The organism is Agrobacterium sp. 22-209-1, from assembly GCF_053522485.1.
This window is the reverse complement of the sequence record NZ_JBNWCH010000009.1, coordinates 74,978-97,095: the sequence shown is the minus strand read 5'-3', so window position 1 is coordinate 97,095 and position 22,118 is coordinate 74,978. Positions and strand designations below refer to the sequence as shown.

Genomic DNA, 22,118 nt, shown 5'->3' with positions numbered 1-22,118 from the left:
TATTCGTAAATGACGGAGGCAGCTATTATCCGGCTTCGCTGACCCGCGTAAGTGCTGTTCTCAAGCTTGCAAGCTGCACTTCCAGCTCCGCCTTGCGCTCGCGCTCGGCGGCCACGACTTCCGGATCGGCATTGGCCACGAACTTCTCGTTCGACAGCTTCTTGTCGATGCGTTCCATTTCCGCATCCACCTTGCCGATCGCCTTTTCGAGCCGGGCCTGTTCAGCCGCGAGATCGACGAGGTTGCCGAGCGGCAGGCAGACCGTGGCCTCACCGACGATGATCTGGGCCGAACCCTTCGGCGCGACATCGGCAGCGCGGATTTCATCCGCCCGCGCCAGACGCCGGATGGCCGCGGCATGGCGGTCCAGTCGCGCTTCCGTGGAGGTATTGGCACCGACGACGACAAGCGAGGCGGTAGCGCCCGGCGGCACGTTCATCTCCGCGCGCGCGGAGCGAATGCCGGAGACGAGATCGATCAGCCAGTTGATTTCGGCGGCTGCCGCATCATCACGGAATTCCGGCTCCGGCCAATCGGTCAGGCAGAGCAGATCGTCGCGCTCCTCGCCCTCGCCGGCCGTATGTGCCCACAGTTCTTCGGTCATGAAGGGCATGAAGGGATGCAGCAGCTTGTAGATCTCGTCCAGAACATAGGCCGCGCAGGCCTGCGATTCCCTCTTCGCTTCTTCGTCTTCGCCGCTGAAGACAGGCTTCAACAGTTCCAGATACCAGTCGCAGAACTGGTTCCAGACGAAACGGTAGAGAATTCCGGAGGCGTCGTTGAAACGGAAGTTCTCAAGCGCCGCCGTCACGTCGCGCGCCGTATTGGCAAGCTCGGTCAAGATCCAGCGATTGATCGTCAGCGACGCGGTCTCGGCGAGGAAATGCGGATCGCGCTTCACGCCGTTCATCTCGGCAAAACGGGTCGCATTCCACAGCTTGGTGCCGAAGTTGCGATAACCGGCGATACGCGCCGGATCGAGCTTCACGTCGCGGCCCTGCGCCGCCATGATGGCCAGCGTGAAACGCAGCGCATCCGCACCATATTCGTCGATCAGTTCCAGCGGATCGATGACATTGCCCTTCGACTTCGACATCTTCTGGCCGTTCTTGTCGCGAACCAGCGCATGGATATAGACCGTGCTGAAGGGTTCGACCGGATTGCCGGCATCGTCCTTCATGAAATGGAGACCCATCTGCATCATGCGGACAACCCAGAACGGAATGATGTCGAAACCGGTGACCAGCACATTGGTCGGATAATAACGCGCCAGTTCCGGCGTCTGCTCGGGCCAGCCAAGGGTCGAGAACGGCCAGAGCGCCGACGAGAACCAGGTGTCGAGCACGTCTTCGTCGCGCGTTAGGATTTCGCCCGGCTTGAAGTTTTCGAGCTTCTCTTCCACCCAGGCCTTCCACGGACCTTCATGGGCAATATAATGCTGGATGGCCGCCTGAAGCGCCTCTTCCTCGGTTTTCTCAACGAAGACCTGCCCGTCCGGGCCATACCATGCCGGAATCTGGTGTCCCCACCACAATTGCCGCGAGATGCACCAGGGCTGGATGTTCTCCATCCACTGGAAGTAGGTGTTTTCCCAGTTCTTCGGCACGAAATTGGTGCGGCCTTCGCGAACCGAGGCAATCGCCGGCTGGGCAAGCGTCTTGTTGTCCACCCACCATTGGTCGGTCAGGCGCGGCTCGATCGGCACACCGCCACGGTCGCCATGCGGCACGACGTGCTTGTGCGGCTCGATCTTGTCGAGCAGACCGGCTTCCTCGAAGATTTCGACGATGATCCTGCGGGCGGTAAAACGGTCCTGCCCTTCCAGACGGTCCCATGCGCCATGCAGCGCAGCCGGATGGCTGAGGCCTTCGAGGAAATCCTCATTCTCCTTGATGGAGATCGTGCCATCGATATTCATGACATTGATGGCGCGCAGACCGCAACGCTTGCCGACTTCGAAATCGTTGAAATCATGCGCAGGCGTGATCTTGACCGCACCCGTGCCGGCCGTCGGATCGGCATAATCATCGGCGACGATCGGGATCTTGCGTCCGACGATCGGCAGGATGACATGCTTGCCGACGATGCCCCTGTAACGCTCGTCTTCCGGGTTCACCGCAATGCCGGTATCGCCGAGCATCGTTTCCGGACGCGTCGTTGCGACGACGATGTAATCGCGGGTTTCGAACTCGGTGGGCTTGCCCTCTTCGTCGAAGGCAACCGGATACTGATAGGTAACGCCCTTTTCCAGCGGGTAACGCAGGTGCCAGAGATTGCCCTTCATCTCGATCTGCTCGACTTCCATGTCGGAAATCGCCGTCAGCAGCTTCGGATCCCAGTTGACGAGGCGCTTATCCTTGTAGATCAGGCCCTGCTTGTAGAGCGTGACGAAAACTTCGAGAACCGCTTCGGAGAGGCCTTCATCCATGGTAAAGCGTTCCCGCGACCAGTCGCAGGAGGCGCCGAGACGTTTCAGCTGGTTGAAGATGAGGCCACCGGATTCGGCCTTCCATTCCCAAACCTTTTCGACGAAAGCCTCACGGCCCATATCGCGGCGGCCCGGAAGCTGCTGTTCCATCAGCTTGCGCTCGACGACCATCTGCGTGGCGATGCCGGCATGGTCCATGCCCGGTTGCCACAGCACGTCCTTGCCGCGCATGCGCTCGAAGCGGACCAATATATCCTGCAGCGTGTTGTTGAGCGCGTGGCCCATATGCAGGGAGCCGGTCACATTCGGCGGCGGAATGACGATGGTGAAGGTTTCCGCACCCGGTTTGGCGTTGGCGCCGGCACGAAAAGCGTTAGCCTCGTCCCAGGCTTTGGCGATTTTCGGTTCGACGGAAGCGGAATCGTAGGTCTTTTCGAGCATTTCCTGACCTGAATTTTAGAGTTCTTGTGTGGATTTTTTAAATAAGGATGGACGGGAGAGAGTCAACAGAAACCCGCCCGCGAGCCAACCATTGAGCGGACCCACGGGTGACTATGCCCCCATAACACCTTCATCTTCAACAAAAAAGCCGCCCCTATGCCGGAGCGGCCCCTGTTTCGTCGCATCCGCCGCAATCGCTCGTGCGGCCGGAGGAGAACTTAGCGGCGCGAACCGCGCGCCACGCGCTCGATTTCCTCACGCACCAGACGCTCCACGAGCGTCGGAAGATTGTCTTCCAGCCAGTCCTGCAGCATCGGGCGCAGCATTTCAGCGGCCATGTCCTCGATCGAGCGCCGCTCGACGCCGTCGAAAACCTGCGCAAGCTCGCTGAAGGAACGGGCGATCTGCGCGCCGGCAGCGGCGGAAAGGAGATTGAGCGACAGGCCGCCCTCACCATCCGCCACGTCTTCTGCCTGTGGCTTGGCCAGATCGAATGCATGTTTTTCAACAGCAGGTTCCAGCACCGCCATATCGAAACGATCCGCTGTCAGCGGCGTTTCGATGGCGCCGCGCAGCGACAGCTGATCGAAGCGGTTTTCGGCCGAAGGCGCGCTCTCGATGGCGGCAGCGGCGGCGCGATCCTCGGCGGCAAAAGATACCGGCTGCTCGCTCACGCTGGATGCCGGCTGCTCGCCGACGCTCGCGGCGGCCGCAGCCATCAGCGGCCGAACATCCGTCGGGCGCTGCGGTGCGGCGCGTTCCGAAGACGTCGCGGACAAAGGCTGCGATAGAGCCGGCGGCGCGGTCTCGGACGCTCCACTGCGGGCCTGCGCGGCGAAAGCCTGCGGCCCCATGGCCGCGTTACGGTCTGCGGCGGCACGCACACGGGCGGCAACATCGGCAAGGGACATGGTCTTTTCGGCGGCGCTTTCCTGCCCTTCAGCCATTGGCTTTTCGGAAACCGGCGAAAACTCCTGCGCAGGCCGTGAGCCGAAAGCCTGGTTTGCAGCGGGGGGAACGCGCGCCGGCGGGCTGATGGGCTCCGCCACGAAGGCCGCTTCGCTCGCAGCCTCGTCTTCATCGTCATAGACCGGCGGCAACTGCCCGGAAAACGCACCGGCAGGTCCGGTCTCGTTGCTTTCGATGATCCGGCGGATAGACGCCAGAATCTCTTCCATGGACGGTTCACGCGCTACGCTTGGCTGAGCCATATCAATCCCCGGTTTCCACTCTTCGAGCGCCCTTGCCGCATCCCTCGGACACCGGATGAGCGCTCCTTGACCTGTTCAATTTGCACATCGCGTTTTCGACAACCGAAATCGATCGTCACACCGATGCTCTGAAACATGGCCGGCCAAGCGCTTGAGCATTTCGCCGTCCCTGTCGCAGGATCATGCGGGGCAGAAAAACGCACACCCCGAATCACCTTAGTTTAGGTCAGCATAGCGAGGAACTAAATCACTGATTCGACAAGTTTCGTGATGATGCACAGCTTTGTGAGAGCGGCCCGGAAGGAAGCGCTCCGCCGGCAAACCGAACATAAAAACGCCGGGGCGGAAACGTCACCCCGGCGTCAAAAGAGAAGATGATCCTTTGCCGATCAGAAAACGAATTCGGCCGCCTTGGCAAAACCCGGCAGCGGCTTGATCGAAGCATTGAAGAAAGCGGCTGCCGATGTGCTGTTGCCATCGCGGCGATAGACGGTGGCCTTTGCGGCGCCACCATATCCGACGACCACGACCAGACGTCCGCCGTCGCGCAGCTGGTCGATCAGTGCCGCCGGCACTTCTTCCACCGAGCCGTTGATGAAAATGAGGTCATAGGGCGCTTCGCCCGCATAGCCCTTTTCGAGATCGCCTGTCACGACGGCGACATTGTCATATCCGAGCGAGGCGAGCGTCTCGGTCGCCTGTGCGGCCAGCGCCTCATCGCTTTCAAGCGAAACCACCGAACCGGCAAGCTGCGAAAGGATGGCAGCCGCATAACCTGCGCCGCCGCCGACTTCCAGCACCACGTCCTCCTTCGACACGGCCGAAAGCTGCAGCAGCTTTGCCAGCGGCGAGGTCTTCATGACATAACGGGCCGGACGGCCATCGCGGGCGGGACAGATCTGCAGATCCTCGTCCACATAGGCAATCTGCCGCACGCCCGCCGGCACGAATGCCTCGCGCGGCACACTCAAAAACGCCTTCAGCACGGAATGCGACGTCACGTCGGTCGTACGCAACTGGCTGTCGACCATATTGGCGCGTGCGGTTTCGAAATCCATCATATCGTCTCGCCTCAATTTCAAGGATGCCGGTCGGGAAGCCTCGGCTCCAAAAGCTCAAAATGGCAGGGGCTCACCCTCGCCTTTGGATAATCTCATAATTGCCCAAGCGCACGCTTTCAAGCGCGGTGAGCGGGATGTGCGGGAAAAAGCGAAACAGTGGAGTTTTCCGGAGCAGCAAATTACCGCGAAGCGGGGCACAAATACCGAAAACATTGTGTTCGTGGAATTTTTTGGAGGCCTCGCCCGGAATTGAACCGGGGTACAAGGATTTGCAGTCCTCTGCGTCACCACTCCGCCACGAGGCCTCACACGCTCATCAATCAAGCGATGGCGGGCATTTAGAACGAATCCATTATGGGCGCAAGAGGGTTCGTTCCGAATGTGGTGTTTTTTCGGGCCGGACCGGCACACCACAGCAGCCGAACTCCTAAGCGCTTAAGATTATGAAGCTTTTCGTATCCGCTGCATATTTCGGAACAAAAAAAGCCCGCACCCGGCGCGTTTGCGCCGTTGCGGGCGATGCTGCATTTGCTGTGCCGGGAGGTCAGATTCGCCCAAGCAGAACCAGGATCAGGACGATGACCAGAACCAGTCCGAGACCGCCTGACGGGCCGTAGCCATAATTATGGTAACCCCAGCTTGGCAGTGCGCCGATGAGAAAAAGAATGAGAAGGATGACGAGGATGGTGCCGAGCATGTGTAACCCTCCACTATTGGCATATGTCCTGCGTGTTTGAATGATGAAACGCGCAAAAAGTTCCCTTCTCTCTATAGCCGGCAGCATAAGGGTGGAAACGCATCCTCTTCAGTTTCAACGGGTTACACCGGAAATTTTGAAATGCTGCCTTGCCGCTCCGTCTCGGGAAATAATTCTCCGCCAAGTTAGGTCGCCACAAAAGCCCTGAGGAACTGTGGCGGGCCGGCCTTCACCGGGATGACCAAAGCAGCGATTTATCCGAGGTGATTTCTCGGCCTATGTCTATTGGCGGTTGTCCGTCATATTAATGCCAGTCACCCGTCCCCTGAAACTGGCGGGAGACGGAGAGATCCGGCATCACTGGCAGTGCGCCGGATCTCTCCCGCCCCTCCCAACAGCCCCTCATATCCCCTTCACCTTCGCAGGCACACGGATATTTTACCGGCTATCTCCTGCCTTTCGCTTGCATTGCCGGTTTCACTCCGGCTAGACCCCGGACAGGGAGGGAGAAACGAGCATCACATGTCCGGTTTTGCGAACCTCATCCCGCTTTTCATCTTCGGCCTCCTCGTCTATTTTTTCTTTCGCTGGGTCGCGCGCGACATTCAGAAGCCGAAGAGCAAATAGTCGGGAAAATCGTCTCCGCTCCTCTGCCGCCGGGAACCGTCGCGCCTCGACATCGTTTTCACAGACGCACTTGGGAGGACAGGATGAAAACGCTCGTATCGTCGGCCGCTATCGCGCTTGCACTGGCGCTTGCCGGATGCACCACGGCCGGGCCGGCCGCCTATCTCGGCCCCGCGCCCTATGTCGAACCCATCCCCGGCAGCATCATCTACAGGGGCCAGCCGCGAACCAAACTGACGAAATCGCCAATCGGCAGCACTTTCACCCATGAGTTCCGCATCGACGGCAGCACGAGAGCGGTGGAAACCTACCGCATCGCGCCGGACCGCTCGCTGGAACTCATCGACCGCCGCATCATCCGCGAATGGCTGTTCGGGCGCGACGACTGACCGCACCGTAACCGGCAGAAACGCATCCGCAACGGGATTGCGCATCCTGACCGCTTGGTTTAGAGCCGGGCGCAACAACCACGATGGATAGGCGATGAATACGCGCTGGCAGAAACCCGTCCTGATCGCGTTCGAAACGCCGGGCGATTATACGAGCATCGACACCACGCAGGCCGCCTCCTGGGCGCTGATCGAGGACTGGCCGATAGAAGACGGCGATGCGCTGGACAAGGCGCTGCTGATCTGCGCCGCCGTCGATGCAGGCCGGAAAAAGCCCGAGGATGCGCGCAAGGCCTTCATCGCAGCCGCAATGGAAGCGGGCCTCGATATCAAGGCCTGACGTCGAAATAACTGGGGCCGCAGACTATAAATGCCGCCAGCAGCGCTGCGTTTTCAAAAAGACAGGTTCGATGGATCGCAACAGATGGAAGCTTCCGGAAATATGAAAAAAGCCCTGTTCATTTTTCTCCTCTCCTGCCTGGCGATCGGCCTTCTCGGCCACCTCGTGGTCGCTTTCGTCGTCACTGGCTGAAGCGTGAAAACGCCCTCCGTCGGACGGCGGAGAGGTTGGATTTGAGAATTTGCTGAATTTCATTCTTTCGTTATGGAACCGCGATAAACTTTGCCCGTTCTCTTTTCACTCGACAGGAGGATGGTTGGAATGCGTGACGGATTGAACGGTTTTCTGGAAATCTCGATGATCGGCTTCGTGGTCGCAAGCTGCCTTTTCATGGTCAACCCACCGATTTGAGCGACCTCAAAAATCTGTCTCCGACAGAACCGGCGACTTGACGTTCCGGCATAAAAAATGCGGCCTTTTGGGCCGCATTTCTGTTTCAACACATCATCCCATCAGGCAGAAAGCTTGGCCGCCATCTTGGCGACATGGGCACCCTGATAACGAGCGGCTTCCAGCTCGATTTCGGAAGGCTGGCGCGAACCGTCGCCATCGGTGATGGTGGAGGCGCCATAGGGCGAACCGCCCTTGATTTCATCGACGCCCATCTGGCCCTGGAAAGCATAGGGCAGGCCGACAACGGCCATGCCGTGGTGCAGGAAGGTGGGGATAAAGCCGAGAATGGTGGATTCCTGGCCACCATGCTGGGTGGCGGACGACGTGAAGGCCGAGCCGACCTTGCCGACCAGCTTGCCACTGAACCACAGGCCGCCTGTCTGGTCCCAGAAATTGCGCATCTGCGAGGCGACCGTGCCAAAACGTGTGCCGGCGCCGACGATGATGGCGTCGTAATCCGCCAGTTCGTCCACCGTCGCCACCGGGGCCGGCTGATCCAGCTTGAAATGGGAGGACTTTGCAACTTCTTCCGGAACGAGTTCGGGAACGCGCTTCACCACGGCTTCCGCGCCGGTGGACTTCACGCCCTCGGCAACCGCATAAGCCATTTTCTCGATATGGCCGTAAGAGGAGTAATAAAGTACCAGAACCTTCGTCATTCTCTTCGTTTCCTTTGCTGGAACTGTTTCCGGCGTACCGGCGACAAGCTTCTTTAAAAACTCGATGATCATCGGCTTTGACCTGTAAAAAGCGTATGACAAAAAGGTAGCGGACGGATCGGTCTGCCGCCAGCCGGGGATTGGCATACGCACTGTTCACGATGAGTGAACGCTCCGAGTCATCGTCAACCAATCCCCCTTCTGCGTTTCTTCAAAACCGCTTTGCATTCGCGCTGGCGCGGCGTTAACGTCGGGTGAAACAGATGACGAGTGCAACCATGTCCAATCCCTCCTCCGCTCAATCCGTCGTGACCGCCGCCATGCTCGCCATTGGCGACGAACTGCTTTCGGGCCGCACCAAAGACAAGAATATCGGCCACCTCGCGGATGTCCTCACCATGTCCGGCATCGACCTGAAGGAAGTACGCATCGTCTCCGACGAGGAGGAAGCGATCGTGGAAGCACTGAACGCACTGCGCAGCCGCTATGATTATGTCTTCACCTCGGGCGGCATCGGCCCGACCCATGACGACATCACGGCAGATGCGGTCTCTGCGGCGTTCGGCCTGCCCTGCGAACACGATTCCGAGGCGCTGCGCCTGCTGGGTGATATGTATCGCGTCCGCGAGATGGAGTTCACCGAGGCGAGGAAGCGCATGGCGCGCATGCCGAGAGGTGCGGCCCATATCGCCAATCCCGTTTCCGTCGCTCCCGGCTTTGTCATCGGCAATGTCTATGTCATGGCCGGCGTGCCGCAGGTGTTTCAGGCCATGCTCGACAATGTCATGCCAACCCTGCGCACCGGCGCCAAGGTCATGTCACAGGCGGTGCGCTCGCCCTATGGCGAAGGCGATATCGGCACGCCGCTGACGGCCATCCAGAAGGCCCATCCCGAAACCAGCATCGGTTCCTATCCGAAATATGACGGGCAGCGCTTCTCAACCGAAATCGTCGTGCGCGCCCGCGACGCCGGCGTCCTGAAGGCGGCAGCAGACGCGGTTGCCGCCATGATCGAAGCGATCGGCCAGGAAAAACAGCTGGCCGCAAGCAAGGGCGATGCAACCGCCTGAGGGAGAAATTTCAAAGGCGTCGAGTTGACCAAAATCAAGGTGGCCATCGACAAAGACGGCCATTCTGCGCACAGCAACCAGATGTCACCGAGGAGAGAGAAAATGGGTTACAAGACGATACTGGCAGTGGTCGACAATGTTTCGAACACACAGAAGCTCGGCGAATTCGTGGTGAGCCTTGCCGACCAGTTTTCCTCGCATGTGATCGGCCTTCACATGGAAACGCTGGCGGCCGTTCCGCTGGTCGCGCCGATGGAAATTCCCGACCCCGCCACCGTGCAGGCGCTGCAGGACGTAGCGCACAAGGAAACCACCGATGTCGGCGCGCTTTTCGAGCGCACGCTGTCGGCCAACGGCATCTCGCATGAATGGCGCAGCTTCGTCACCTCGGTCGGTTACGCTTCCGCCTCCGCCATCGACAGCGCACGCTGCGCCGACCTCATTATCGCGCGCCAGAGCAGTTCCTCGGCGCTATCGGACAGCCGCTCGGATATTGACGGTTTCCTTTATGAAAGCGGCCGCCCCGTTCTCCTCGTGCCGCATGTGCTGACCGTTGCCAAACCGATCAAGCGCGTCCTGATTGCCTGGAACGGCTCGCGCGAGGCGACCCGCGCCACCTTCGACGCCCTGCCCTTCCTCAAAGCGGCCGACAGCGTCGAAATTTTCTCCGTTGATCAGGCGGAAAGCGAAACGCAGTCATCAGGCCTTGCCGGTACGGAACTCGCCGCCACGCTTGCCCGCCACGGTGTCAACGTCACGGTCACCTCGCAGGAAAAGATCGCCGGCATCTCACCACAGGCGGCTATCGAAAACCGTCTATCGGATAACAGCATCGACCTTCTGGTCATGGGTGCTTACGGCCATTCCCGCTGGTGGGAACTGCTGTTTGGCGGCGTCACCCGTACATTGCTCGATTCCATGACGGCGATGACGCTGCTGTCGCGTTGAAAATGGATGGGCGCGGATACCCCCTCAACATCCGACATCAAGCGGGCGATTGCCGCTTGTTTCTTCTCCCCGCCGGGGAGAAGTCCGCGGCAGCGGGATGAGGGGGCAAGCCCTCCGCATATCTCTACCGTTGCCCCCTCATCCGGCCCTTCGGGCCACCTTCTCCCCCATGGGGAGAAGAACCAAGCCGCAATCTCCCGCACTCACCTTTTTGCGGAACTCTTGCCTTTTTGCCGGTCTTGCGGCTATTAGCCAAAGCCATCGACAATTTTGACCAGATGGTAGACGACATGTCCCTTCCCGATAAAGCCTTTCCCGTTTCCTGGGACCAGTTCCACCGCGACGCCCGTGCGCTTGCCTGGCGTCTTGCCGGTCTCGACAAAGAGTTCCGGGCAATCGTCTGCATCACCCGCGGCGGCCTCGTTCCGGCGGCGATCATTTCGCGCGAGCTCAACATCCGCATGATCGACACGGTCTGCATCGCCACCCGTCATGACTATGTCAACCAGGGCGACACGGTTCTCTTGAAGGGCGTGGCCCCCGAGCTGACGAGCGACGCCGGCGAAGGCGTACTTGTCATCGACGACCTTACCGATACCGGCAAGACGGCGCTGGAAGTGCGCGAAATGTTGCCGAAGGCGCATTTTGCCTGCGTTTACGCCAAGCCGAAGGGCGTGCCGACCATTGACACCTTCGTCACTGAAGTGAGCCAGGACACCTGGATTTATTTCCCCTGGGACATGGGCTTCACCTATCAGGAGCCGATCGCCAAGGGATCGCGCGGCTGATTGCTGCCGTCATTCAAAATCGCACATGAAAAGCCGCCCCTTCGTGGGCGGTTTTTTGTGGAGAAACGTCTTTTTTGAAAGCTGCGGAAAACACGGAAAAACCGCAGTGTCGCCATTATGCCTCACCCCGGAAATGCAGGGTTTTGCCTTTCCGTTGCGGAAACCAGCCTCGCGCAAGCTTCAAACCTTCCCGCCAAGTCACTGATTTTTCTACTAGCTTTTCCTATCCCCGTTTTCCACAGGCACTCCACACAATATCTTGTGGTTAAAAATGGGTTTCAATCTATGGCTTGACGAATCTGTGCCGCGAGAGGAAAGTGACACTTATGTTGCGGCGGCAACGGACCGGAAAGTAACGAGGCCGGTTCTTCTCCATCTTCAGCGCGCATGTCCAAACGGCGTCCCGGCCATGAGGGGGCGGCTCGCCGGTGGTTTTTCTGCGCCTTGTGGAACCGCCAAAAACATGAGGCGGGGACTGGCAGCAAGAATATGTTAATACTATATATAGTAGGCTTGCAGCCATCTTAAACACGAGATACAGGGATGACATCCAAGGATGAGCATCCCTATTAGATCGGCAAAACCCGGCTGCGCGAAGGCATCGCACGGCTGGAACGGATTTTTGCGCCCTTCACCGGGCGCCCAATGGACGAGGACACAAACCCATGCGCATTGAACGCCGCTTCACGAAGCCCGGCCAATCGCCTTATGCGGAGATCGACTTCCGCAAGGCCGTCAGTGAAATCAAGAACCCGGATGGATCCATCGTGTTCCGTCTGGCGGACATCGACGTTCCCGCGCAGTTCAGCCAGGTTGCGACCGACGTTCTGGCGCAGAAATATTTCCGCAAGGCCGGCGTTCCGAAGTTTCTCAAGAAGGTTGAGGAAAACGACGTTCCTTCCTTCCTGTGGCGCTCCGTTGCCGATGAAAAGGCGCTGAAGGACGTGCCGGAAGCCGAACGTTTCGGCTCCGAGACCGATGCGCGCCAGGTTTTCGACCGTCTGGCCGGCACCTGGGCCTATTGGGGCTGGAAGGGCAAATATTTCTCGTCCGAAGAAGATGCGCTGGCCTTCCGCGACGAGCTTGCCTATATGCTCGCAACCCAGCGTGTTGCCCCGAACTCCCCACAATGGTTCAACACCGGCCTGCACTGGGCCTATGGTATCGATGGCCCCGGCCAGGGCCACTTCTATGTCGACCCCTTCACGGGCAAGCTGACCAAGTCCAAATCCGCTTACGAACATCCGCAGCCGCATGCCTGCTTCATCCAGTCCGTTGAGGACGACCTCGTTAATGAAGGCGGCATCATGGACCTGTGGGTGCGTGAAGCGCGCCTGTTCAAATACGGCTCCGGCACCGGCTCCAACTTCTCCTATCTGCGCGGCGAAGGCGAAAAGCTTTCCGGCGGCGGCAAATCCTCCGGCCTGATGAGCTTTCTCAAGATCGGCGACCGTGCGGCCGGCGCCATCAAGTCCGGCGGCACGACTCGTCGTGCGGCCAAGATGGTGGTCGTTGATGCCGACCACCCCGATATCGAAGCCTATATCGACTGGAAGGTGAACGAGGAGCAGAAGGTTGCCGCTCTCGTCACCGGTTCCAAGATCGTCGCCAAGCACCTGAAGGCGATCATGAAGGCCTGCGTCAACTGCGAGGCCGACAATGGCGATTGCTTCGACCCGGCCAAAAACCCTGCCCTGAAGCGCGAAATCCGCGCTGCCAAGAAGGACATGGTGCCGGAAAACTACGTCAAGCGCGTCATTCAGTTCGCCGAGCAGGGTTACAAGGACATCCAGTTCAAGACCTATGACACGGACTGGGATTCGGAAGCCTACCTCACGGTATCAGGCCAGAACTCCAACAACTCCGTCTCGCTGAAGGACGACTTCCTGCGCGCTGTCGAAAATGACGGTGACTGGAACCTCACCGCCCGCAAGGACGGCAAGGTCATGAAGACGCTGAAGGCCCGCGACCTCTGGGAAAAGATTTCCCACGCCGCCTGGGCATCCGCCGATCCGGGCCTGCACTTCAACACCACCATGAACGACTGGCACACCTCGCCGGCCGAAGGCCCGATCCGCGCTTCCAATCCGTGCTCGGAATATATGTTCCTCGACGACACGGCCTGCAATCTTGCCTCGCTAAACCTGCTGCAGTTCAAGGATGCCAAGACGAAGCGCATCGACATCGGCGATTACGAACATGCCGTTCGCCTGTGGACCGTCGTTCTCGAAGTCTCGGTCATGATGGCGCAGTTCCCGTCGCGCCAGATTGCCGAACGCTCCTATGAATACCGGACGCTGGGCCTCGGTTACGCCAATATCGGCGGTCTCTTGATGTCCTCCGGCATTCCCTATGACAGCGACGAAGGCCGCGCCATTGCCGGTGCACTGACCGCCATCATGACCGGCGTTTCCTACGCAACCTCGGCTGAAATGGCTGGCGAGCTTGGCCCGTTCCCGAGCTTTGCGCCGAACCGCGACAACATGCTGCGCGTCATCCGCAACCACCGCCGCGCCGCCCATGGCCTGTCGGATGGTTATGAGGGCCTGTCCGTCAATCCGGTCGCGCTCATCCATGCCGATTGCACGGATCAGGACCTGATCACCCATGCGACAGCCGCCTGGGACAAGGCGCTGGAACTTGGCGAAAAGCACGGTTACCGCAACGCCCAGACGACCGTTATCGCACCGACAGGCACGATCGGCCTCGTCATGGATTGCGACACGACCGGTATCGAGCCGGACTTCGCGCTGGTAAAATTCAAGAAGCTCGCCGGTGGCGGTTACTTCAAGATCATCAACCGGGCTGTTCCGGAGGCGCTGCGTTCGCTCGGTTATTCCGAAAGCCAGATCGCCGAGATCGAAGCCTATGCTGTCGGCCATGGCAATCTCAACCAGGCGCCGGCCATCAACCCCTCGACGCTGAAGGCCAAGGGCTTCACCGATGAGAAGATCGAAGCCGTCAACGGCGCGCTGAAGAGCGCCTTCGACATCAAGTTCGTCTTCAACCAGTGGACACTCGGCGCCGACTTCCTCAAGGAAACGCTGAAAGTTTCCGACGAGCAGCTCTCCGACATGAGCTTCAACCTGCTCGAGCACCTCGGCTTCGGCAAAAAGGACATCGAAGCAGCGAACGTGCACGTCTGCGGCGCGATGACGCTGGAAGGCGCACCGTTCCTCAAGAACGAGCACCTGCCCGTCTTCGATTGCGCCAACCCCTGCGGCAAGATCGGCAAACGTTACCTCTCGGTCGAATCGCATATCCGCATGATGGCGGCGGCTCAGCCCTTCATCTCCGGCGCGATCTCCAAGACGATCAACATGCCGAACGATGCGACGGTGGAAGATTGCGGCGCAGCCTACATGCTGTCCTGGAAGCTGGCGCTGAAGGCCAACGCCCTTTACCGCGATGGCTCCAAGCTTTCCCAGCCGCTCAATGCTTCGCTGGTGGAAGACGAGGACGAAGAAGACCTGATCGAAGAGCTGATCCAGCAGCCCGCCGCACAGCAGGCCGTGACGATCACCGAAAAGATCGTCGAACGGGTCATCGAGCGTGTCTCGCGCGAGCGTGAAAAGCTGCCGAACCGCCGTCAGGGTTACACCCAGAAGGCAACTGTGGGCGGTCACAAGGTCTATCTGCGCACCGGTGAATTCGGTGACGGCCGCATCGGCGAAATCTTCATCGACATGCACAAGGAAGGCGCGGCCTTCCGTGCGATGATGAACAACTTCGCCATCGCCATTTCGCTCGGCCTACAATATGGCGTGCCGCTGGAAGAATATGTGGAGGCATTCACCTTCACCAAGTTCGAACCGGCTGGCATGGTGCAGGGCAACGACGCGATCAAGAACGCCACATCGATCCTCGACTACGTGTTCCGCGAACTCGCCGTCTCCTATCTCGGCCGCCACGATCTGGCCCATGTCGATACGTCGGACTTCTCCAATACCGCACTCGGCAAGGGCATCCAGGAAGGCAAGACCAACCTGCTCTCCACCGGCTGGACACGCGGTTACAAGCCGACGCTGGTTTCCAGCAACGAGGGCGAACGCGCCGCCTCCGAACCCAAGGGTTCGGCAACGGCAACCCCTGCCCGCGCCTCGGCCAACGTCACCTCCTTTGCCGGCTCTGCCGCCCGCAAGCTGGAACCGACGGTCTCCATCGCAACCTCCGAAATCGTCTCCTTCAAGCGGGACTATGAAGAGCGCGCCAAGGAACTGGCCGAAGAAATCGCCGAAGAGGTGATCGACGAGGTCGTCCAGGAAGCCCAGCAGACCGCCACCGCCCTCTTCTCCGACAAGGCCGCCGCGGACGCTGCCTCGGCCAAGACGGAAGCCAAGAAGGTCGAAAACGAACGCCGCATGCGCTCGATTGCACAGGGCTACACGGGCAACATGTGCTCGGAATGCCAGAACTTCACGATGGTGCGGAACGGCACTTGCGAGAAGTGCGATACTTGTGGTGCGACGAGCGGTTGCAGCTGATAAACCAGAACTTAAAGTAAATGGCCCGGAGGAAACTCCGGGCTTTTATTTTTTAACCACATCGCGAATCGGACATGCTTAAGAACACTACTGGCTGGGGAATTTAGACAAAAAACGGAGGTAGAGAAGATGCGTACAACCTGTGGATAGCGAACATTTCCACAGCAAAATCATTTTTTGTATTGCAAGGGATTTTCCACAATATATAGTGGATGATAAATATAAAAATCATGCATATAGATACATGACTTATGTTTTGCCGCGATTCGGATTTTTGGTCAACACAATCTTAAGGGCTGTGGAAAAGTCTTGATCTGGACAAAGCAAGCAGAACATACAAGCATAATAAAAAAGGCAGCGTGACTGGTAATCACACTGCCTTTCGGAACAGCCCGGGAGGTCCTGCCGCCCGCGTGTCCATGTGCTTCTGTAAAGCATGGCTATGCTGTTCCTCCGATCAACGGATGTCAAGCACGCAGTCGCGTTCAGACGTCAGTGAAGCAGGAGAAAGGAGAATAGCGATGCCCGTAGGACGCACAGCTCGCACTGGCGAGACATGCCCCGAAAGCGGTGTGTGGAAGGTCGTTGGTACACCGACGACTACTGCACCGATTGCAAAAGGTAACCGTGTGCCACCGTATGGTGGAAACGCCGTAACTTGGCAACTCATACAACTTGCTTGATCATCGAGGGGCCAAGAAATTGGCCCCTCTTTCCATCATTGTAAGGAGGCCGAATTGGCATCGATACCTACTTTCGGATTTTCTGCTTTTCTACGTATAGTTTGCTCAAATGAAAAGCCAAAGAGACGTGCAATAGTTGATCGACACCGTCCGTCTAAGGAAGGTGGATACGATTATCATCGTAATTTGCGAAATAGCATAAAGAAACTCGCCATCGGAAGTCACGACTTGAAAGAAATATTGGCAGAAATCGCTAATATTACTAAATCATCTGAAAGGCGCTCGACTAAGCGCGGCGTCGTTAGCTTTCTCCGATGGATCAAAGTTAATGGTGGATCTATTACTTTCTGCGATCCAGTATTCATCAATAGCCCTTCTGGTTTATTTAAAATTCGCTTCGACGCCAATTGCGTTGTTGAAATCAATGGACGCCGGACAGCTATTCATGTTTGGAACACTCAAAAACCAAAACTCAGCAGAAGAGAAGTCTTAGCGGCCCTTGCCTTGGTTCGCAGAAATGTAACTACTAAAGTCGATACCGCAGACGATTTCGCGGTACTTTCGCTACAAGACGGCGATCTTTACAAATGGTCAGATAGCCTCAAAGGTCACGATTCGCTGGCAGATTCCATCCTCCTTCAACTAGATCAGCTATGTTCCCTCGCCCGTTCAGAGTTCGGGCTTCCACAAATTGGGAATCGGCCGAACGGCCCCATTCTCTCAATCTGATCGTTTAGCCTTCGCCTAAGCGTCCAGCAGCTCGTTGTAAGCTTCTGGACGCCGGCAAACGCGCGGCCTGCCCCACCTCACCCCATAAAATCCAACAGCAACTTCACGTTCAGCGTCGCAATCACCACCGCAATCAGCCACGCAAAAGCCGAGAGCCAGAGCGGAGAACGCAACTCACCCATCTTGGCCTTGTCGGCGGTGAACATCACGAGCGGGAAGACGGCAAAGGAGAGTTGCAGGCTTAAGACCACCTGCGTCAGGATCAACAGTTCGCCCGTGCCGCTGTCGCCATAGAGAATGGTGACGCCGGCGGCGGGGATGATGGCGATGGCGCGGGTGATGAGGCGGCGCAGCCAGGGGGCGAGCCGCATCTTGAGGAAACCCTCCATCACGATCTGGCCCGCAAGCGTTGCCGTGACGGTGGAATTGATACCGCAGCATAAAAGCGCCACGCCGAACAGCGTCGGCGCAATGGCAAGGCCGAGCAGCGGTGCGAGCAGATTATGCGCCTCTCCAAGTTCGGCGACATTGGTCTGCCCCGCCTTGTTGAAGGTCGCCGCCGCGAGAATGAGGATCGCGGCATTGATGACGAGGGCGAATGTCAGCGCGATGGTGGAATCGAGCGTGGCGAATTTCAACGCCTCGCGTTTCTGCGCAATTGTTTTGCCGATTTCGCGGGTCTGCACGATGCCGGAATGCAGGTAGAGATTGTGCGGCATGACAGTCGCGCCGAGAATGCCGAGCGCCAGATAGAGCATGTCGGGGTTGGTCACGATGTCGGTCGTCGGCGCAAAACCGCGGATCACCTGGCCCCAGTCTGGATCGGCCAACGCCAGCTGGATGGCGAAACACACCGCGATGACGCCGAGCAGCGTGATGACAAGCGCTTCCACCCAGCGGAAGCCAAGCCTTTGCAGGTAAAGGATCAGGAAGACATCAAGCGCGGTGATGAGGACGCCCAGCTCCAGCGGAATGCCGAAAATCAGGTTGAGACCGATCGCCGTACCGATGACCTCGGCAATATCGGTCGCGATGATGGCGATTTCGGCCAGCAGCCACAGCACCATCGCCACAGGTTTCGGATAGGCATCGCGACAGGCCTGCGCCAGATCGCGCCCGGAACCGATCGCAAGACGGGCACAGAGCGACTGAAGGACAACGGCCATGATGTTCGACATCAGCGCCACCGTCAGCAGCGTGTAGCCGAATTTCGAACCACCGGCGAGCGACGTCGCCCAGTTGCCGGGATCCATATAACCGACCGCGACAAGATAGCCGGGGCCGAAAAAGGCCATGGCGCGCCGAAACGTCCCGGCATTCGGTTTGATGCGGATCGAGGAGTGAACGTCGGACAACGAGAGATCGTCGCCGTTCCGTCGCCATCCAAAGACAGGCTTGTCCATCTTATGCGCTTTCAAATGGGAGAATAAATTGATGCAATTGCAAATCATTCGCATAAGCGGCAGCGACTGGCAAGGGGCGTTTTGCGGCCGGATATCGGCACACGACGCCGCAGGCGCGTGTCGGGCTTGCGCCTCACAGCCTTGTCATCTGCCTGCCCTGTGGATTTCGGAACAGCTGCGCACCCGCCTGCGTTGGTCTTTGAGGAAGCACTCCAACACCGGGGGAAATTTATGCGACAGGGCCACAAATTCAGTCTGGTGAACCATCCAAGCCGGTGGCCGAAATATATTATGGCGAACAGGAAACCACGCGACTGGATGATGACGATCAGCGGAATCGTGCTGCTGTTCATTGTCGCCGCCGCGGTTGCCATGGGTTATCTCGTCACAAGCCACCCCGGCAAGCCGGAGCCAAACCCCGGCATCGTGGAGGAGCAGGCGGCAGAGAACGGCGGGTAAGCGGCGGCGCAACCGCACCGGACTCAGCTGAGGCCAGCAAGATGCCCGCTGAACTGCGCCTCATGCAGACGGCTATAATGGCCCTTGGCAGCCAAGAGTTCGGCATGCGCGCCGGTTTCGGCAATACCGCTCTGGTCCACCACCACAATGCGCGAGGCATCGCGGATTGTCGCCAGCCGGTGGGCGATGACGAGCGTGGTGCGGCCCTTGGCAAGCTCGGTCAGCGATTGCTGGATGGCGCGCTCGGTTTCCGTGTCGAGCGCCGAGGTGGCCTCGTCGAGAATGAGGATCGGCGGGTTCTTGAGGAACATGCGGGCAATGGCGAGACGCTGTTTCTGCCCACCGGACAGTTTGACGCCGCGTTCGCCGATAACGGTGTCAAGCCCGAGCGACATGGCCTCGATGACACCATCAAGACGGGCGCGCCGCGCCGCCTCCATGATCTCCGCATCCGAAGCGCCAAGCCGTCCATATTCGATATTCTCGCGGATCGTACCGCCGAACAGGAAAACATCCTGCTGCACGATGCCGATCTGGTTGCGCAGCGAGGCGAGCTTCATCTTTCTGATATCGATGCCGTCAATGGTGATCGCACCGCTCGTCACATCGTAAAAGCGCGGCAAAAGCGAGCACAGCGTCGTCTTGCCCGCCCCCGAAGGACCGACGAAGGCAACAGTCTCGCCGGCGCTGATCTTCAGGTCGATATTGGTAAGAACCGTCTTGCCCTCGGCATAACCGAAACCGACATGGCGATATTCGATATCGCCGCGCAGCAAGGGCGCTTCCACCGCATCGGGCGCATCGACGATATCGGGCGCGGTGTCCAGAAGTTCGGTAAAGCGGCGGAAACCGGCAATGCCCTTCGGATAGGTCTCGATGACCGAATTGATCTTTTCCACCGGCCGGAAAAACACGCCCACCAGCAGCAGGAAGCCGACGAAGCCGCCTTCCGTGAGATCGCCCGTCAGCACGAACCATGCACCGCAGATCATCACGATCATCTGCGTCAGGCGCATGCTCATATAGCTGAGCGAGGTGCTGGCCGCCATGATCTTGTAGGCGTCGAGCTTGGTGCGACGGTATTTCTGATTGTCCTTCTCGAACAGCGTCCGCTCGTGATCCTCATTGGCGAAGGCCTGCACCACCCGCATGCCGCCGACATTTTCCTCGATACGGGCATTGAAATCCCCAACACGGCCGTAAAGCGCGCGAAAATTCTGCGTCATGCGGCCGCCGTAACGGCTGGTCACCCAGGCGGTAACGGGCACGACGGCGGCGGTGATGAGCGCCAGCGGCACATTCACCGACAGCATCAAAAGGAACGCGCCAATGAAGGTCATGATGGCGATGAAAAGGTCTTCGGGGCCGTGGTGGGCCACCTCGCCGATCTCTTCGAGGTCCTTGGTCAGCCGCCCGACCAGATGGCCGGTCTTCTGGTTGTCGAAATAACGGAAGGAAAGCTTCTGCAGATGATCGAAAGCCAGCCGCCGCATGTCGGTCTCGATATTGATGCCGAGCATGTGTCCCCAGTAGGTGACGGTCGCCATCAGCCCGGTATTCAGCACATAGATAAGCAGCAGCCCGACCGAAGCGGCAAGGATGATGGCCCATTCACCGCCCGGCAGCAGCACATCCACAAAGGCCTTCACCGCCATCGGAAAACCGAGTTCGAGCACGCCCGACAAAACCGCGCAGGAAAAATCGAGAATGAACAGACCGCGATAGGGGCGATAATAGGCGAAGAAACGGCGGAGCATGGCATGACCTGACGATCGGGCGCGGCGACGTGATGCCGCAGAAAAACGGAGTTTAATTGTCATATTTCAATGCGCGCGCCAAGACCGATGTTCTATTTTTACCAAAATCGTTCAATAGGTTCGGCAATAAACACACAACGGTAATGTGATCGGGTTATATTGCACTTATATGTATCGGTGTGACAGAGTGAATGCACCCTTCGGGGAGAATGCGAGAAAGAGCCTGCCGTGAGTAACATTGACAGCCGTAAGCCCAGTGGCGAACCGAGATGGCTTGGTCCTGCCAGCCCGACGCGGATCGCCCTGATCCCGCCCATCTCGGCTGCGCGCTGGCTTCTCGTTCTCGTCGCTCTTGCCGGCATTTATTTCTTCCATGGCTTCCTCGTTCCCGTTCTCGCCGCTCTCGTCATCGGTTTCGCCAGCTGGCCGGTTTACACCCGGCTTCTGCGGCAGGTGGGCGGCAACACCACGCTCGGCGCCACCATCGCCATCATCCTCATCCTCGCCTTCCTCGTCGTGCCGATCTTCATCGCCGCCTCCTATACGGCAAGCGAAATCCGCGAATGGTTCGGCTGGGCGGTGCATGTCAACAAGACGGGTGCACCCGTGCCGGGCTGGATCGCCGCCCTTCCCGCCGTCGGCCCCTGGCTTGGCGAACAATGGGTGAAATATATCGGCACGCCGGGCGCCATCGGCGAACTCATCCAGCTCGTCAGCGGCGCGAATATCGGCAATATCTATCGGGCGATCCTCGCCGCCGGCAACGGCGCGTTTCATCTGGTTCTGACCCTGCTGTTCATGCTGATCGCGCTGTTCTTCGTCTACCGTAACGGCGCAGGCTTCACCCGGCAGGTCGATCTGGTGGGCGAACGCATCCTGCCGACGCGATGGGAACGCATTTCCCGCGTCGTGCCAGCCACCATCAGCTCCACGGTCACCGGCATGACGCTGATCGCCATCGGCGAAGGCATCATCCTCGGCATCGCCTACTGGATCGCCGGTGTGCCCTCACCCGTCACGCTCGGCGTGCTCACCGGCGTCATGGCGCTCATTCCGGGCGGTGCGCCGCTCTCGTTTACGCTGGTGTCGATCTATCTGGTCGCCAGCGGCTCGCCCGCCCACGGGTTGGCGCTGTTCGTGTGGGGTTCGGTGGAGCTCTTCATCGTCGACAAGACCATCCGCCCGAAACTCGTCGGCGGCCCGATCAAGCTGCCCTTCCTACCCACCTTTTTCGGCCTCGTCGGCGGCGTCAAGACCATGGGCTTCCTCGGCCTCTTCATCGGCCCGGTGCTGATGGCGCTTCTGGTGGCAATCTGGCGCGAATGGGTGCGCGAGGTGGAACTGTCCGCCGCCGCGATCCCCGAGGCTCCGCCACCGCCGCCGACAGAGGACGATTCGGTTGATGAGGTTGCCGCGCTCGAAGAGGATAGCGAGCAAACGACCGCGTTTCGGAAAGCGGCGTTTTGATCGTTGAAGTCTGCGGCAGGCGCC

Annotated in this window: 17 protein-coding genes and 1 tRNA gene; 9 read left to right on the top strand and 9 right to left on the bottom strand. The window is 59.0% G+C overall.

Going from position 1 to position 22,118, the window contains the following annotated elements:
- Positions 1–25 precede the first annotated feature (25 nt).
- The 5 genes from ACQZ48_RS18635 to ACQZ48_RS18615 form a co-directional block, all read right to left on the bottom strand.
- The gene (locus ACQZ48_RS18635; protein WP_173989245.1) at positions 26–2,869 is read right to left on the bottom strand and encodes a valine--tRNA ligase; all 2,844 of its coding nucleotides are present in this window, start codon (positions 2,867–2,869) and stop codon (positions 26–28) included.
- A 218-nt stretch (positions 2,870–3,087) separates the two neighbouring features.
- Positions 3,088–4,080 (bottom strand): cell division protein PopZ, encoded by a 993-nt coding sequence (gene popZ, locus ACQZ48_RS18630; RefSeq protein ID WP_191218219.1) that lies wholly within the window; start codon positions 4,078–4,080, stop codon positions 3,088–3,090.
- A gap of 389 nt (positions 4,081–4,469) precedes the next feature.
- A complete protein-coding gene (locus tag ACQZ48_RS18625) occupies positions 4,470–5,141 on the bottom strand; it encodes a protein-L-isoaspartate O-methyltransferase family protein (protein ID WP_077982143.1) in 672 nt (223 codons plus the stop codon).
- Positions 5,142–5,372: 231 nt separating this feature from the next.
- Positions 5,373–5,446: transfer RNA gene (locus ACQZ48_RS18620), tRNA-Cys, on the bottom strand.
- A 239-nt stretch (positions 5,447–5,685) separates the two neighbouring features.
- Positions 5,686–5,838 (bottom strand): DUF3309 family protein, encoded by a 153-nt coding sequence (locus ACQZ48_RS18615; protein WP_003495626.1) that lies wholly within the window; start codon positions 5,836–5,838, stop codon positions 5,686–5,688.
- Between the two features lie 710 nt (positions 5,839–6,548).
- Here ACQZ48_RS18615 and ACQZ48_RS18610 point away from each other — a divergent pair.
- Positions 6,549–6,854: a hypothetical protein gene (locus ACQZ48_RS18610; protein WP_077982113.1), complete on the top strand. Its 306-nt coding sequence runs from the start codon at positions 6,549–6,551 to the stop codon at positions 6,852–6,854.
- Positions 6,855–6,948: 94 nt separating this feature from the next.
- Positions 6,949–7,194, top strand: coding sequence for a DUF982 domain-containing protein (locus ACQZ48_RS18605; protein ID WP_137410489.1), 246 nt, complete (start codon positions 6,949–6,951; stop codon positions 7,192–7,194).
- 24 nt (positions 7,195–7,218) lie between these two features.
- Here ACQZ48_RS18605 and ACQZ48_RS18600 read toward each other — a convergent pair whose 3' ends face one another.
- On the bottom strand, positions 7,219–7,449 hold the full coding sequence (locus ACQZ48_RS18600) for a hypothetical protein (RefSeq protein WP_137410490.1): 231 nt from the start codon (positions 7,447–7,449) through the stop codon (positions 7,219–7,221).
- Between the two features lie 257 nt (positions 7,450–7,706).
- On the bottom strand, positions 7,707–8,306 hold the full coding sequence (gene wrbA, locus ACQZ48_RS18595; RefSeq protein ID WP_191218218.1) for an NAD(P)H:quinone oxidoreductase type IV: 600 nt from the start codon (positions 8,304–8,306) through the stop codon (positions 7,707–7,709).
- A gap of 278 nt (positions 8,307–8,584) precedes the next feature.
- Here wrbA and ACQZ48_RS18590 point away from each other — a divergent pair, with 278 nt between their 5' ends.
- From ACQZ48_RS18590 to ACQZ48_RS18570, 5 genes are all read left to right on the top strand, one after another.
- Positions 8,585–9,376: a competence/damage-inducible protein A gene (locus ACQZ48_RS18590; protein WP_137411021.1), complete on the top strand. Its 792-nt coding sequence runs from the start codon at positions 8,585–8,587 to the stop codon at positions 9,374–9,376.
- 102 nt (positions 9,377–9,478) lie between these two features.
- Positions 9,479–10,324, top strand: a complete 846-nt coding sequence (locus ACQZ48_RS18585; RefSeq protein WP_137410492.1) for a universal stress protein — start codon at positions 9,479–9,481, stop codon at positions 10,322–10,324.
- 290 nt (positions 10,325–10,614) lie between these two features.
- The gene (gene gpt / locus ACQZ48_RS18580) at positions 10,615–11,112 is read left to right on the top strand and encodes a xanthine phosphoribosyltransferase (RefSeq protein ID WP_448729164.1); all 498 of its coding nucleotides are present in this window, start codon (positions 10,615–10,617) and stop codon (positions 11,110–11,112) included.
- A 665-nt stretch (positions 11,113–11,777) separates the two neighbouring features.
- On the top strand, positions 11,778–15,596 hold the full coding sequence (locus tag ACQZ48_RS18575) for a vitamin B12-dependent ribonucleotide reductase (protein ID WP_448729163.1): 3,819 nt from the start codon (positions 11,778–11,780) through the stop codon (positions 15,594–15,596).
- Between the two features lie 737 nt (positions 15,597–16,333).
- On the top strand, positions 16,334–17,008 hold the full coding sequence (locus ACQZ48_RS18570) for a hypothetical protein (protein WP_448729162.1): 675 nt from the start codon (positions 16,334–16,336) through the stop codon (positions 17,006–17,008).
- Positions 17,009–17,085: 77 nt separating this feature from the next.
- Here ACQZ48_RS18570 and ACQZ48_RS18565 read toward each other — a convergent pair whose 3' ends face one another.
- A complete protein-coding gene (locus tag ACQZ48_RS18565) occupies positions 17,086–18,411 on the bottom strand; it encodes an Nramp family divalent metal transporter (protein ID WP_448729161.1) in 1,326 nt (441 codons plus the stop codon).
- A gap of 231 nt (positions 18,412–18,642) precedes the next feature.
- Between ACQZ48_RS18565 and ACQZ48_RS18560 the strand changes: the two genes are divergently transcribed.
- A complete protein-coding gene (locus ACQZ48_RS18560) occupies positions 18,643–18,870 on the top strand; it encodes a hypothetical protein (protein ID WP_077982108.1) in 228 nt (75 codons plus the stop codon).
- 23 nt (positions 18,871–18,893) lie between these two features.
- On the opposite strand, the gene ACQZ48_RS18555 is transcribed toward ACQZ48_RS18560, so the two are convergent.
- The gene (locus tag ACQZ48_RS18555; protein ID WP_077982107.1) at positions 18,894–20,627 is read right to left on the bottom strand and encodes an ABC transporter ATP-binding protein; all 1,734 of its coding nucleotides are present in this window, start codon (positions 20,625–20,627) and stop codon (positions 18,894–18,896) included.
- A gap of 228 nt (positions 20,628–20,855) precedes the next feature.
- Between ACQZ48_RS18555 and ACQZ48_RS18550 the strand changes: the two genes are divergently transcribed.
- Positions 20,856–22,094 (top strand): AI-2E family transporter, encoded by a 1,239-nt coding sequence (locus ACQZ48_RS18550; RefSeq protein ID WP_077982106.1) that lies wholly within the window; start codon positions 20,856–20,858, stop codon positions 22,092–22,094.
- The last annotated feature ends 24 nt before the right edge of the window (positions 22,095–22,118 follow it).